At 70.3% G+C, this 13,002-nt stretch carries 11 protein-coding genes and 1 pseudogene; 1 reads left to right on the top strand and 11 read right to left on the bottom strand.

Going from position 1 to position 13,002, the window contains the following annotated elements:
• Positions 1 to 57: 57 nt before the first annotated feature.
• The 9 genes from AC1HIL_RS28630 to AC1HIL_RS28590 form a co-directional block, all read right to left on the bottom strand.
• Positions 58 to 474: an acyl-CoA thioesterase gene (locus AC1HIL_RS28630; RefSeq protein ID WP_479670589.1), complete on the bottom strand. Its 417-nt coding sequence runs from the start codon at positions 472 to 474 to the stop codon at positions 58 to 60.
• Between the two features lie 23 nt (positions 475 to 497).
• The gene (locus AC1HIL_RS28625) at positions 498 to 1,799 is read right to left on the bottom strand and encodes a TRAP transporter large permease (RefSeq protein WP_057592022.1); all 1,302 of its coding nucleotides are present in this window, start codon (positions 1,797 to 1,799) and stop codon (positions 498 to 500) included.
• Positions 1,796 to 2,320 carry a TRAP transporter small permease gene (locus AC1HIL_RS28620; RefSeq protein WP_261210800.1) on the bottom strand — a complete coding sequence of 175 codons (525 nt, stop codon included), beginning with the start codon at positions 2,318 to 2,320 and terminating at the stop codon, positions 1,796 to 1,798. Before AC1HIL_RS28620 ends, AC1HIL_RS28625 begins: the two co-directional genes overlap by 4 nt.
• A gap of 5 nt (positions 2,321 to 2,325) precedes the next feature.
• Positions 2,326 to 3,363, bottom strand: a complete 1,038-nt coding sequence (locus tag AC1HIL_RS28615) for a TRAP transporter substrate-binding protein (protein WP_296725175.1) — start codon at positions 3,361 to 3,363, stop codon at positions 2,326 to 2,328.
• 90 nt (positions 3,364 to 3,453) lie between these two features.
• Positions 3,454 to 4,446, bottom strand: a complete 993-nt coding sequence (locus tag AC1HIL_RS28610; RefSeq protein ID WP_261210801.1) for a Bug family tripartite tricarboxylate transporter substrate binding protein — start codon at positions 4,444 to 4,446, stop codon at positions 3,454 to 3,456.
• A gap of 38 nt (positions 4,447 to 4,484) precedes the next feature.
• Positions 4,485 to 6,128, bottom strand: a complete 1,644-nt coding sequence (locus tag AC1HIL_RS28605; RefSeq protein WP_479670588.1) for an indolepyruvate oxidoreductase subunit beta family protein — start codon at positions 6,126 to 6,128, stop codon at positions 4,485 to 4,487.
• 13 nt (positions 6,129 to 6,141) lie between these two features.
• Positions 6,142 to 8,310, bottom strand: coding sequence for a thiamine pyrophosphate-dependent enzyme (locus tag AC1HIL_RS28600; RefSeq protein ID WP_479670587.1), 2,169 nt, complete (start codon positions 8,308 to 8,310; stop codon positions 6,142 to 6,144).
• A 106-nt stretch (positions 8,311 to 8,416) separates the two neighbouring features.
• On the bottom strand, positions 8,417 to 9,082 hold the full coding sequence (locus AC1HIL_RS28595) for a c-type cytochrome (RefSeq protein WP_479670586.1): 666 nt from the start codon (positions 9,080 to 9,082) through the stop codon (positions 8,417 to 8,419).
• Between the two features lie 10 nt (positions 9,083 to 9,092).
• Positions 9,093 to 10,310 carry a PQQ-dependent sugar dehydrogenase gene (locus tag AC1HIL_RS28590; protein WP_296725189.1) on the bottom strand — a complete coding sequence of 406 codons (1,218 nt, stop codon included), beginning with the start codon at positions 10,308 to 10,310 and terminating at the stop codon, positions 9,093 to 9,095.
• Between the two features lie 114 nt (positions 10,311 to 10,424).
• On the opposite strand from AC1HIL_RS28590, the gene AC1HIL_RS28585 reads away from it, so the two are divergent.
• Positions 10,425 to 11,354 (top strand): LysR family transcriptional regulator, encoded by a 930-nt coding sequence (locus AC1HIL_RS28585; RefSeq protein WP_093340459.1) that lies wholly within the window; start codon positions 10,425 to 10,427, stop codon positions 11,352 to 11,354.
• A 6-nt stretch (positions 11,355 to 11,360) separates the two neighbouring features.
• On the opposite strand, the pseudogene AC1HIL_RS28580 reads toward AC1HIL_RS28585, so the two are convergent.
• Both AC1HIL_RS28580 and AC1HIL_RS28575 read right to left on the bottom strand, forming a co-directional pair.
• Positions 11,361 to 11,800 (bottom strand): annotated as a pseudogene (locus tag AC1HIL_RS28580) (hypothetical protein).
• A gap of 38 nt (positions 11,801 to 11,838) precedes the next feature.
• The gene (locus tag AC1HIL_RS28575) at positions 11,839 to 12,912 is read right to left on the bottom strand and encodes a LacI family DNA-binding transcriptional regulator (protein ID WP_479670585.1); all 1,074 of its coding nucleotides are present in this window, start codon (positions 12,910 to 12,912) and stop codon (positions 11,839 to 11,841) included.
• Between the last annotated feature and the right edge of the window lie 90 nt (positions 12,913 to 13,002).

The following is a 13,002-nucleotide window of genomic DNA, read 5'->3' as shown; positions in this document are numbered from 1 at the left end:
AGCGCCATGACACCGCGATGAAAGCCGCCCGCCGCCCCTCGCGGCCCCGGCGCCGCCCTATTCGCAGAGCGCGCGGATCGACGGCGGCACCGGCAGCGCGCGCAGGCTGCCGTCCTCGCGCTTGCCGCCGAAGATGCGCACCTCCTCGCATTCGAGGATGAGGTCGGCGCCGCGCGTCACGCGGTAGGCCTGCACGAAGCTCTTCTCGCGCCACTCGGCGATGCGCACCGCGATCTCGAGCGTGTCGCCGTAGCTCGCGGTCTTGACGAAGCGCGTGTGGGTGTCGACCAGCGGCGTGCCGATCACGCCGAGCGTCTTCGTGGTCTCCTCCCAGCGCGGCACGCCGCACTGGTGGAAGAAGTGGCGCGAGGCCGCGTCGATCCAGCGGAAGAAGTTCGGGAACCAGACGATGCCGGCGGGGTCGCAGTCGCCGAATTCGACGCGGACGGTGTAGACGATTTCCTTGTTGCTCATGTGTTCGATTCTGCTTGCTGCCTTCATCCCATGCGCCCGGGCAGCCACAGCGCGATCGCCGGGAACGCGATCAGGATCACCAGCCGCAGGATGTCGGTCGCCACGAAGGGCAGCACGCCCTTGAAGATGGTGGTGAAGCTCACGTCCTTCACCACGCTCTTGATGACGAACACGTTCATGCCCACGGGCGGATGGATCAGCCCGAGCTCCACCGTCATCACGATGATGATGCCGAACCAGATCGGGTCGAAGCCCAGGTGCACGATCACCGGATAGATGATCGGCACCGTGAGGATGATCATCGCCATCGCGTCCATCAGGCAGCCGAGCACCAGGTACATCACCATGATCAGCGCGAGCACGCCGTAGCGGCCCACGCCCAGGCCGGTGAGGAACTCGGTGAGCTTCTGCGGGCTCTGCGTGATGGTGAGGAAGTAGCCGAACAAGAGCGCGCCGATCAGCACGGTGAACACCGCCGCCGCCGTGCGCGTGGCCGACAGCAGGGCCTCGCGGATCTTCGCGCGGTCGAGCCGGCCGCGCAGCACGCCGAGGATGAAGGCACCGCTCGCGCCCACGCCGCCGGCCTCGGTGGGCGTGAAGAAGCCGCCGTACAGCCCGCCGATCACGAACAGGAACAGCACGATCGGCGCCCACACGTTCTTGAGCTCGGCCGCGCGCTCGCTCCACGCCCGCGCCTCGCCGCGCGGCAGCCAGCCGGGCTTCACGCGCACGATGACCACGATGGTCAGCACGTACATCAGCATCGCAAGCAGGCCCGGCACGATGCCGGCCATGAACAGCTTGCCGATGTCCTGCTGCGTGAGGATGGCGTAGACCGCGAGCACGGTCGACGGCGGCAGCATCGCGCCCAGCGTGCCGCCCGCGGCGATCACGCCGGTGGCGAAGGACTGCGGGTAGCCGAAGCGCCGCATCTCGGGATAGGCCACCGACGAGAAGGTGGCGGCCGTGGCGACCGAGGAGCCGCAGATCGCGGCGAAGCCGCCGCAGGCCACCACCGTGGCCACGCCGAGGCCGCCGCGCAGGTGGCCGATCATCGAGTTGGCGGCGCGGAACAGCTCGCGGCTCACGCCCGACACCGAGACCAGCGCGCCCATCAGCATGAACATGGGGATCACGCCGAAGGTGTAGTCGGTCACGGTGCGCATCGAGGTCTGGCCCACCAGCTTGAGCGCGGGGCCGGGGCCCACGAGGTAGCTGTAGCCGGTGACGCCGACCAGCCCCATCGCCATGCCCACGGGCACGCGCAGCAGCATCAGCACGAACAGGGCGACGAAGCCCAGCAGGGCGACTGCATCGGTGCTCATTCGCTCACCTTCTCTTCGACGTGCTCGTCGTGCAGCAGCTCGGGATGGAAGATCAGCCGCCAGGTGCGCACCGCGATCAGGATCACGGCCGACACGTCGCCGGCCCAGGCCACGGCATAGAACGGCCAGGTGGGGATGTTCATGTCGTAGGTCAGCACGTTGTCGGTGTAGGTGAGCCGCACCTTGTCGAACAGCATCGCGGTCTGCACCGCCACCACCAGCAGCAGCACCAGCGTGGCGAAGATGTCGATCGCGCGGCGCATGCGCGGGCCTGCCGCGGTCCAGACCAGGTCGACCGTGATGTGGCCGCCGCGGTAGCTGGTGGCCGCGATGCCCCAGAAGATCAGGATCCCGAGCAGCATGCGGCCGAAGTCGTAGGCGTCGGGGATCGAGGTGTCGAAGAACTTGCGCAGCACCACGGCCACGAAGATGTTGAGCGCGACGATCCCCACGAAGATGGCGGCCAGCCATTCGATCGTGTTGATCACGCGGTCCATGGCACTGGCCGGACGCGTGCTCATGGACGTCACAGCGCCGACTTGTGCTTCGCCAGGCTCGCCTTCAGCGCGTCCATCACGGCCTTCGGATCCTCGCCCGTCTTCTTCACGCTGTCGGACCACTGCGCCTCCGACGGCGCGGCCGCCTTGCGCCAGGCCTCGAGCTGCTCGGCCGTGAGCTTGTAGACCTCGTGGCCCGATTGCGCGGCGATCTTGCCGCGGCCCGCGAACTCGAAGTCGGCCCAGGGCGCGGCCACCTTCTGCGCCCATTCGCTGGTGCAGTGGTCGTCGATCACCTTCTTCTGGCCGGCCGACATCGCGTCGTACTTGCCCTTGTTCATGACCCAGACGAAGGGCGTGACGTACAGCGGCACGTCCATGTGGTACTTGACCACCTTGTCGATGCCGAACAGGCCGATCGATCCCCAGGGGAAGGTGATGGCATCGGCCACGCCACGCTCGAGCATGTCGCGCGACTCCGGCGCCGAGGCCTGCACGTTGGTGCCGCCCAGCGAGGTGATGAGCTGGCCCACGGTGCTGGTCGCGGGCCGCACCTTCATGCCCTTCACGTCGGCGGGCAGCACGATCTTCTTGCGCGAATGGAAGGTGCCGGGGTCGTGCACGAAGGCGAAGCAGTACTTCACGTCCTTCATCTCCTTGGCGGCATAGGCGCGGTACCAGTCGTCGATGGCGGCCGAGCCCTCCTTGCCGTTGGCGAACAGGAAGGGCAGCGAGGCACCGGCCATCACCGGGAAGCGGCCCGGCTGGTAGCCGGGGTTCACGTACGAGAAGTCGGCGATGCCGTCGCGCGCCATGTCGTAGTGGTCGAAGGCCTTGCCCAGTTGCTCCGACGGGAAAAGGATCGCGGTGATCGAGCCGTTCGAGGCCTTCTTGATGTCGTCGGCCCAGGCCTGCAGGGCCGGGTTCAGCGGATGCTGCGCGGGCACCCAGCTCGACAGCTTGATCTGCACCGGCTTGTCCTGCGCGAGCGCGGGGACCATGGCCGAGGCCGCGAGTGCCAGCGTGAGCGCGAGGGCGCCGGGGCGGCGATGGAAGGAAGTCTGCATGGCTTGTCTCTCTTTCGTTCTGCGTGTTGTGGATTCAGTGAGCAAGGGGATCGGGCAAGGTCTCGAGGTCTGGTTGGGCTCCTCGCGTGTTCAGTCCGCCGCGATGCGGCGTTCGCGGATCAGCGCGCCGAAGCGCTGCGAATCAGCCGCGGCGCGCTGCTGGAACTCGGCCGGCGTGCCGGGCACGGCCTCGCCGCCCAGCGAGGCGATGCGTTCCTTCACGGCCGGCAATGCGAGCGCGCGGTTGATCTGCGCATTGAGCTGCGCCACCACCTCGGGCGGCGTGCCGGCCGGCGCGTAGAAGCCGAACACGGTGTCGGCGTCGAAGCCGCGCAGGCCGGCCTCGTCGAGCGTGGGCACGTCGGGGAACAGCGGCGAGCGCTGCGGGCTGCCCACGGCCAGCAGGCGCAGCTTGCCCGCGCGCACCTGCTGCAGGCCGATGCCGGGATCGAAGGCGTAGTCGACCTGGCCCGCCAGCAGGTCCTGCAGCGCGGGCGCGGCGCCGCGGTAGGGCACGTGCAGCGCGAACAGGCCGGCCTGGCTCTTGAACATCTCGCCCGCGAGGTGCGGCGAGCTGCCGCTGCCCGGCGAGGCATACGAGAGCTTGCCCGGGTTGGCCTTGGCATAGGCGATGAAGTCGCGCACGTTGGCCGGCGGCAGCGAGGGCTTGGCGACCAGGAACACCAGCACCCGCGCCGCGGCCGCCACCGGCACCAGGTCCTTTGCCGGGTCGAAGCTCATGCGCGCATAGAGGTGCGGGTTCACCGACACCATGCCGCCCGAACTCATCAGCAGCGTGTAGCCGTCGGCCGGCGCGCGCGCCACGGCCTCGCCGCCGACGTTGCCGTTGGCGCCGCCGCGGTTCTCGATCACCACCGGCTGCCTGAGCGCCTCCTGCAGCGGCTGCGCGACGGCGCGCGCGATCTGGTCGGCCGCGCCGCCGGGCGGGAAGTTGACGATCACCTTGACCGGCTTGGCGGGCCAGGCGGTGGCGGTGTTGGCCTGCGCCGAGGCACAAGCAAGAGAGGCGAGAGCGGCCGCCAGCAGCAGCCGGCGTCGCCAGGGGAAAGCGTCGAGGGTCATGGTGTGTCTCCGGTTTCTTCTTGGGGATGCGATGAGGCTCAGGCGGGGCGCGAGGGCGTGGCGGCCGGCGGCCGCTTCATCCAGCGGATGGGCTGCGCCTGCACCGGCCGTGGCGCCGCGCCGTGCTGCGCGAGCGCGGCATCGAGCGCCTTGCCGCCTTCGTCGGCCAGCGCGGCCTCGCGCGCGGCGCCGATGGCCTCGGCGCGTGCCGGCGCGGGCATCGCCGTGCGGCCCGCAAGTTCGCCGACCAGGTGCAGCAGCGTGTGCTTGCCGCGCTCGTTGGTGCTGCCGTAGCCCTTGATGAGCCGGCCGCACAGCGCGAGCTCGCGGCCCAGCACCCAGTTCTCGCGCGCGCCGGCTTCCACGGCCGCGAGCCAGCGCTCGATCAGCGCCTGTTCCTCCGCGAAGCGGCTGCCGCGGCGGCGCAGCCAGCGCAGCGAGGCCAGCAGGCGCAGCGAGGCCATGCCCCAGACGGCATGGCTGCCCACCTGCAGCGGCAGCGCCCAGGGCTCGCGGCCGCGCGCCTGGCGCGCGCGGTCCCAGGCCGTCACGCGGCGCGCGAGCGTGGGCGGCAGCAGCGCCGCGAACTCGGCCGCGCCGGGCTTGAAGTGGTCGTAGACCTTCACGATGTCGGCCTCGCCCGCGCGCACTTCCCGGCGCACGCGTTGCGCGCGGCTGGCGCGGCCCTTGAGCGCGGCCACGCGCACGATGTCGTCGAAGGCCATCCACAGCGCGAGCCAGCGCGCGGTCTCGCGCACGATCGCGAAGCCGCGTGCGCCGGCCGGGTCGGCCGCGCGCTCGGCATCGAGCACGCGCGCCAGCCGTTGCGCATAGAGCGCGGCGTAGGCCTCGTCCTGGTAGTCGAGCACGCGCGCATGGCCGAGCGCCAGCAGGTCGTGCACGGCCGGCGGAAAGCGCTGCGCCAGCTCGGCGGGCAGCGCACGCGCGGGCGGCGGAGCATCGCGGCCTTCCTCGGCCAGCACGCCACGCACGAAGGCGGCCTGCGCGCGCGGCGCGCTCACGGCCTCGAAGGCGGCCGCGAAGCCGCGCAGGCTGGCCGCGGCCGCCTTGCCGACCTTGTCGTGCGCGACGCCGCCGCGCACCGCGTGCTCGTAGGCCGCGCGATCGAACGGGAACAGCCCGCTGCCCGCGATTGCGCCGAGCATCACGGCGCTGACCACGGTGCCGGCCTCGCGCGCCATCGCGCCCATGTCGAGCACGTGGTGCTCGCGGCTGAAGGCCTTGACCACGTCGATCAGCCGCTGCGCATCGGCGCGTCCGTCGCCGGGCACCATGCGCTCGGCGGTGGTGAGCACGCGCGCCGACGAGCTGATGACCAGCGTGCGCGGCGGCGCGCTCATGCCGTTGCCGATCTGGCGCGTGGTCTCGAGCAGCTCCGACGACACGATCGCATCGAGCGCGCCCGGCACCGGGCTCAGGCTGAAGACGGGCCGGCGCCCGCCGAGTTGCTCGAGTGGCACCGGGAACACCTCGATGTAGTAGGTGGTGGCGCCGGTGCGCTGCGCCACGCCGGGGATCGAGGTGCTCTGCGCCGCGAAGCCCGCGTGGCGCGCGGTCTCCACCAGCCATTCGGTGAGCACGCCGCCGCCTTCGCCGCCGAGGGCGCAGACGAGCAGCGTGATCGGGCGCTGCGTGGATGCCGGGGAGGAATGTCGTTCCATCGTCTGTTCCTCCTCAAGCCGGGCGCAGCGCGCGCACCACCGCGCCGCGCAGGCCATGCAGCAGCCGCTCGTGCCACTTCGGGTTCTGCACCACCTCGGCGCGGTAGAAGCTCGGGCACAGCGTGGCGGCGTGCGCGTTGGCGCCGCACAGGCCGCAGCCCACGCAGCCGTCGATCACGGTCGCCACCGGGTCGAGCTTGAGCGGATCGGGGTTGTCCTTCAGCGTGAGCGTGGGGCAGCCCGAGAGCCGGATGCAGGCATGGTCGCCGTTGCACACGTCCTCGTCCACGCCGTACTTCACGCGCACCACGCGTTCGCCGCGCTGCAGCAGGCCCGCGATCCAGGGCTTGATGCGGCGCTGCCGCTCGAGCTGGCATTCGCCCTCGGCGATCACCACCTTGAGGCCGTCGAAGTCGCTGGTCAGCGCCTCGGTCAGGGTGCGGCGCATGCGCTCCACGTCGTAGGTGGTCACGGTGCGCATCCATTGCACGCCCAGGCCCTTCAAGGTCGATTCGATGGTCTGGTTCTTGTCGACCAGGCTCTGCTGCTTGTCGACCGCGCGCTCCTTCGCCTCGTCGTCGGGCGTGGAGATGATGTCCTGCGTGCCGGTGGCCGAGGTGTAGCCGTTCTTGAAGATCAGCAGCACCGCGTCGTCGCCGTTGAACAGCGCGCTCTGCACGCCGGTCAAGAGGCCGTTGTGCCAGAAGCCGCCGTCGCCCATGATCGACAGCGTGCGCCGGTTCATCATCGGCGACACGCCCGCGCGGCTCGCGAGGCTCATGCCGTAGCCGAGGATCGAGTGGCCCATCGAGAACGGTTCGAAGGTGCCGAAGGCATGGCAGCCGATGTCGGCCGCGATGTGCACCGGGCCCGTGGTCTGCTGCGCGAGCTTGAGGGCCGAGAACACCGGCCGCTCGGGACAGCCCACGCAGAAGCTCGGCGGCCGGTTCGGCAGCGGCACGTCGAGCCGGCGCGCCACCGCCTCGCGGCGCTCGCGGTTGCCGGCCAGCCATGCCTGGGCCGACAGCGCCGATGCGGCCGTCTCGCCCTCGCCGACGTACTTCGCGACGAAGGCGGCGAGCCCGCCCGAGAGCACTTCCACGCCATACTCGCCGGCCGAGGGCAGCAGGTCCTTGCCGTGCAGCGGCGTCTGGATGTCGCGGCGGCGCAGCAGCGTGGCGATGTCCTGCTCGATGTACTCGGGCTGGCCTTCCTCCACCACCAGCACCGCGCGTTTGCCGAGGCAGAAGTCGGCCAGCTGCTCGGGCACCAGCGGATAGGTGACGTTGAGCACCAGGATCGGGATCTCGCTCTCGCCGAAGGCATCGGCCAGCCCCTGCTGCTGCAGGCCGCGGATCAGCGCGTTGTACAGGCCGCCCTGCACCACGATGCCGAGCTCGGCATGGCGCCCGCCCGGCATCAGCTCGTTGAGGCCCTGGGCCACGATGTGGCGGCGCGCGGCCGGAATGCGCTCGTCGCCCTTGAGCTTCTCGTGGCGGAAGGTCACGGGCGGATGCGCGAGCCGCATGTAGTCGAAGCCCGCGGGGTCGGTCATGAGCGCGCGCGTCGACACGGCGGGCGCGAGGTTGTCCTTGCACGCGAAGCTGCCGCGCACGTGGCAGGTGCGGATGCGCAGCTCCATCAGGCAGGGCATGTTCGAGGTCTCCGAGAGCTGGAAGCCCTGCTCGACCATGCGCACCATCACGGCCAGGTCGGGCCGCGGGTCGAGCAGGCACATGCTCGACTTGAGCGCATAGGCATGGGTGCGCTCCTGGATCACGCTGGCGCCTTCGCCGTAGTCCTCGCCGACCACGATCAGCACGCCGCCGGTCACTCCGGGCGAGGACAGATTCGACAGCGCGTCGGCCGCCACGTTGGTGCCGACGATGGACTTCCAGGTCACGGCGCCGCGCAGCGGATAGTGGATCGAGGCGCCGAGCATGGCCGCGGCCGAGGCCTCGTTCGAGCAGGCCTCCACGTGCACGCCGAGCTCGTCCATGTAGCCCTTGGCCTGCACCATCACGTCGAGCAGGTGCGAGACCGGCGCGCCCTGGTAGCCGCCGACATAGGCCACGCCCGACTGCAGCAGGCCCTTGGTGATCGCGAGGATGCCCTCGCCGTGAAAGGTGTCGCCCTCGCCGAGGCGCAGCGCCTCGACTTCCTTGCTGAATGAGACTTCCAAAAGAATCGGCTCCGATGGGTTGATGCGTGGGTGGATGAAGGAATGCGCGGACGCAGGCGTCCCCGCACCGGGTGCGGGCCGGCGTTGATCGTTGCTGGAGGCGGTGCTACTTGCCGCCGGGCTTGGGCGGCGCGGTGGGAAAACGCGCCACGTAGTAGGCGAGGGTGTCGAGGTCTTCGGGCGCCATGCGGCCCACGGCCTCGCCCATCGCCTGCGTGTAGCCCGGGCGCTTGCCGGTGCGGAACTCCTGCAGCGTGAGCGCGAGGTATTCCTCGCGCTGGTGCGCGATGCGCGGCACCTGCTGGCCGCCGCTCAGGTCGGCGCCGTGGCAGATCACGCAGCGGTTCTCCTGCGCGAGCGCCTGGCCGCGCGCCAGGCGCACCGCGTCGGGCGGTGCGGCGGCGGCCGGCGCCAGCGCGGGCAGCGTCGCGATGAAGTCGGAGAAGCCGCGCAGGTCCTCGTCCTTCATCGTCTTGGCGACCGCGGTCATGGCCTCGTTGGCGCGCCGGCCCTCGCGGAACAGGAACAGCTGCGTGATCGCGTAGAACGAATGCTGGCCCGCGAGCGAGGGCACGCCCTGCATCTCGCTGCGGCCGCCGGCACCGTGGCAGGCGGCGCACAGCGCGGCGTAGCGCTCGGCATAGACCTTGGCGCCCGATGCCGCCGCCGGCGCGGCCTTGGGCTGCGCGCCCCTGGTCGCCTGCGCGAACGCGGGCAGGGCCAGCGCCCACAGCATCGCCACCGTCGCCGCCATCGCCGTGTGCCTCGTCATCCGGCGCGCCTCACTTGCCGCCGTAGCTGATGCGGTAGATCGCACCCGCGTGGTCGTCGCTCACCAGCATCGAGCCGTCCTTGAGCACCAGGAAGTCCACCGGCCGGCCCAGGTAGGTGTTGTTCTCGACGAAGCCGGTCATGAAGGGCTCGACCTTCGCGCCGCCCTTGCCGTCGGGCCAGGCCACCGCGATGTCGGCGTACTTGGTGGTGCGGTTCCAGGGGCCGTGGCGCGCAATGAACATCGCGCCGCGGTACTTCGCCGGGAACATCTTTCCTTGATAGAAGGTCATGCCCAGCGCCGCCGCGTGCGGGCCCAGCAGCGCGGCGGGCTTGACGTAGTCGGCGCAGCTCTTGCCCCAGCCGAATTCCGAATCGAGGATGTTGCCCTGGTGGCAGTACGGATAGCCGAAGTGCTGGTCGGCCTTGGTCACCACGTTGAGCTCGTCGTTGGGCAGGTCCTCGGAGAGCCAGTCGCGCCCGTTGTCGGTGAACCAGAGGTTGCCGGTCTTCGGATCGAAGTCGAAGCCCACCGTGTTGCGCACGCCGCGCGCGATGGTCTCGATGCCGCTGCCGTCGAGGTTCATGCGGAAGATGCGCGCATGCGCATCGTCGGGCTCGCAGAGGTTGCAGGGCGCGCCGACCGCGTAGTAGAGCTTCTCGTCGCGGATGCGCAGGTAGCGCCAGCTGTGGTCCTGGCCGCCGGGCAGCTTGTCGTAGAGCACCACCGGCTGGCCGGGGTTGTCGAGCTTGTCCTCGATGCCGTCGTAGCGCTGGATCTGCTTGTGCGTCGCGAGGTAGAGCGCGCCCTTGTGGAATTCGATGCCGGTGGCGAACTCGGTCTTGTCGACGATGGTCTTCGGCTTGCGGTCGCCCTTCTCGGCAATCGCATAGACCTTGTTGCCGACGAACAGCGTGCTCACGAACACCGTGCCCTTGGCGCCCTGGCGCAGCGAGCGCGCATCGAGCACGCCCGAGGCCCAGGTCTCGACCTTGAAGCCCGGCGGCAGCTTGAACTTTGCGGTGGGCAACTGGTCGGCCGCAGTGGGGATCGGAAAGGAAGGCACGGGCGCCAGCCGCGTGGCCGCGTCGTTCTTGGGCCGGCCCTTGGCCCAGCCGGGTTCCTCGGTGGGCGGCTGCTGGGCCCAGGCGGCGCCGGCCGCGAGGAGCAGGGAGGTTGCAAGGGTCGCGAGCACCGCTGACATCGAATGCGGGCGCAGTCTGGCCATGTCGTGTCTCCTTCTCGTCGTGGTGGCGCTTTCGTCGGGGGCGGCGAATTCACGCCGGGCGCCAGTGTGCGGAGCTTGCGGCCCGGCTTCAATAAAATAAGCGAGCTAAGCAATATGAACGGCATGCATATTGAAACCATAGACCTCAACCTGCTGCGCCTCTTCGATGCCGTCTACCGCGCGCGCAGCGTGAGCCGTGCCGCCGAGTCGCTGGGCCTGACCCAGCCCGCGGCCAGCCACGGCCTGGGCCGGCTGCGGCTGCTGCTGAAAGATGCGCTGTTCACGCGCGCCCCCGGCGGCGTGGCGCCCACGCCGCGCGCCGAGCGCCTCGCCGCGGCCGTGCAGGCCGCGCTCGCACTGCTCGAGGAGGCGCTGCACGAGCCCGCGCGCTTCGAGCCGCAGGCTTCGCGCAAGGTCTTTCGTATTCACATGAGCGACATCGGCGAGGGCCGCTTCCTGCCCGCGCTGATGGCGCGGCTCGGCGAGCTCGCGCCCGGCGTGCGCATGGAGACGCTGCCGCTCGCGCCCGGCGAGATCGCGCCCGCGCTCGACAGCGGCCGCGTCGACTTCGCCTTCGGCTTCCTGCCCAAGGTGCGCGACACGCAGCGCCTGCACCTGCTGAAGGACCGCTACATCGTGCTGCTGCGCAAGGGCCACCCGTTCGCGCGCGGCCGGCGCACCAGCCAGGCGCTGATCGAGGCGCTGCAGACGCTCGAGTACGTGGCGGTGCGCACCCATGCCGAGACCCTGCGCATCCTGCAGCTGCTGAACCTCGAGGACCGCGTGCGCCTGACCACCGAGCACTTCATGGTGCTGCCGGCGATCGTGCGCGCCACCGACCTCGCGGTGGTGATGCCGCGCAACATCGCGCGCGGCTTCGCGCAGGAGGGCGGCTACGCGATCGTCGAGCCGGCCTTTCCGCTGCGCGACTTCACGGTGTCGCTGCACTGGAGCAAGCGCTTCGAGGCAGACCCCGCGAACCGCTGGCTGCGGCAGGTGATCGCGGAGCTGTTCGCCGAGCGCGCGGGCCGTGCCGAGCGCTGAGCCGGCTCAGCGAAAGAACGCGCGCAGGTAGTCCGCCGCGGCGTCGGAGAGGCCGACGATCTTGTCGGTGGCCTGGCGGTAGAACTTGAAGTTGAGCTCGGTCTCGGGCCGGCCGTCGTTCCAGTCGGCATGGGGCTTGAGCTCGCGCCGCCCGAGCGGGGGGCCTTGGCAAGCGCGGTGCGCCGTACCGCGATGCTCACGCGCGGCGTCTGGCGCTCGAGGTCGGGCAGCAGCGGCAGCGCCTCGGCCGCGGTCACGATGCCCATCGCGACCAGGCCGGCGCCGCCCGCGTTCTCGCTCGCGAACACGAACACCGTGTCGCCGGGCGCGATCTGCTTGCCGCCGTACATGGTCTTCTGGGCCGCGAATTCGAAGCGCGTGGCGCGCGGGTCGGCGACCTCGGTCTTGATCGCGTAGCAGGGGCGTGGGGTCGGGGTTTGCGGCATCGATGCTAGTTTCCATCAGCCGCGAATACCCCCGCGCCTCAAGGCAGGTTTTCCCTGAAGATCACCACGCTGCGCGTCGTCTCCACCCCGCTGAGCACGTCGCGCCCCTCGCGCAGGTTGGTGAAGATGCGCACGCAGCTCATCAGGGTCGCATGCGGGCTCTGCGTGATCACCGCGTCCATGCTGCCGTCGATCAGCAGCGCGCGCGTGTCGGGCGTGAGGCCGTGGCCGATGAAGGCCACCTTCTGGTCGCGCTGCGCTTCCTTGAGCGCGCGCGCCACGCCGTCGGAGGCGCCGCCGATGTTGTAGATGCCCGCGAGCTCGGGATGCTGCTCGAGCAGCGCGCGGGTCTGGCGGTAGTTCTTGTCGGCATCGTCCTGGCCCTCGCGCAGGCCCACCACCTGCAGCGGCTCGAACATCTCGTCGATCACCTGCAGGAAGCCGGCCTCGCGCTCCTGGTGCGCGCTGTAGCGCAGGCTGCCCGCGATCAGCGCGACCTTGGCGGCGCGCGCTCCGATGAAGCGGCCGATGAGGTAGCCCGCGGTGCGGCCGGCGGCGCGGTTGTCCAGCCCGATGTAGGCCGCGCGCTGCGAGTTCGCGAGGTCCGAGATCAGCGTCACCACCGGCACGCCGCGCGCGGCCAGCGCGGCCACGGCCTCGCGCACGGCCGGATGCTCGAGCGCCATCATCGCGATGCCGTCGCAGCGCCCGCCCAGGCGCAGCAGCGCGGCGGCCAGCGCCTCGGGGTTGAAGCTCTCGGTGAGCTCGGTGCGGCACACCACGTTGAACGGCGCCCAGTGCTCCTGCGCGTAGCCGACCATGTCGCCGAGCATGCGGATGAAGCGGTTGGTGCCGCTGGGCAGCAGGAACACCAGCCGCAGCGGCCGCGGCGCCAGCGCCGCGTAGAGGTCGCGCTCGGGCAGGTAGCCGAGCTCGGCGGCGGCCTTGAGCACGCGCTGCACGGTGGCGTCGCGCACGCCGGGGCGCTTGTTGAGCACGCGGTCGACGGTGGCGGTCGAGACCTGCGCGGCGCGCGCGATGTCGGCCACGGTGGCGCGTGCCGCGGTGCCGTCGGCCGATTCGGAGGATTGGTTTGAAGGGTTAACCCGCATACATCAAAAACCATCAAACCGTGGTTTGACGGTACAGGGTGAGGCCTATATCTTCGAGGAAATTCAATCAATGATGCATCAATTCGCATC

Source organism: Variovorax sp. ISS6 (assembly GCF_056523145.1).
This window is presented reverse-complemented; position numbering and strand designations above follow the sequence as displayed.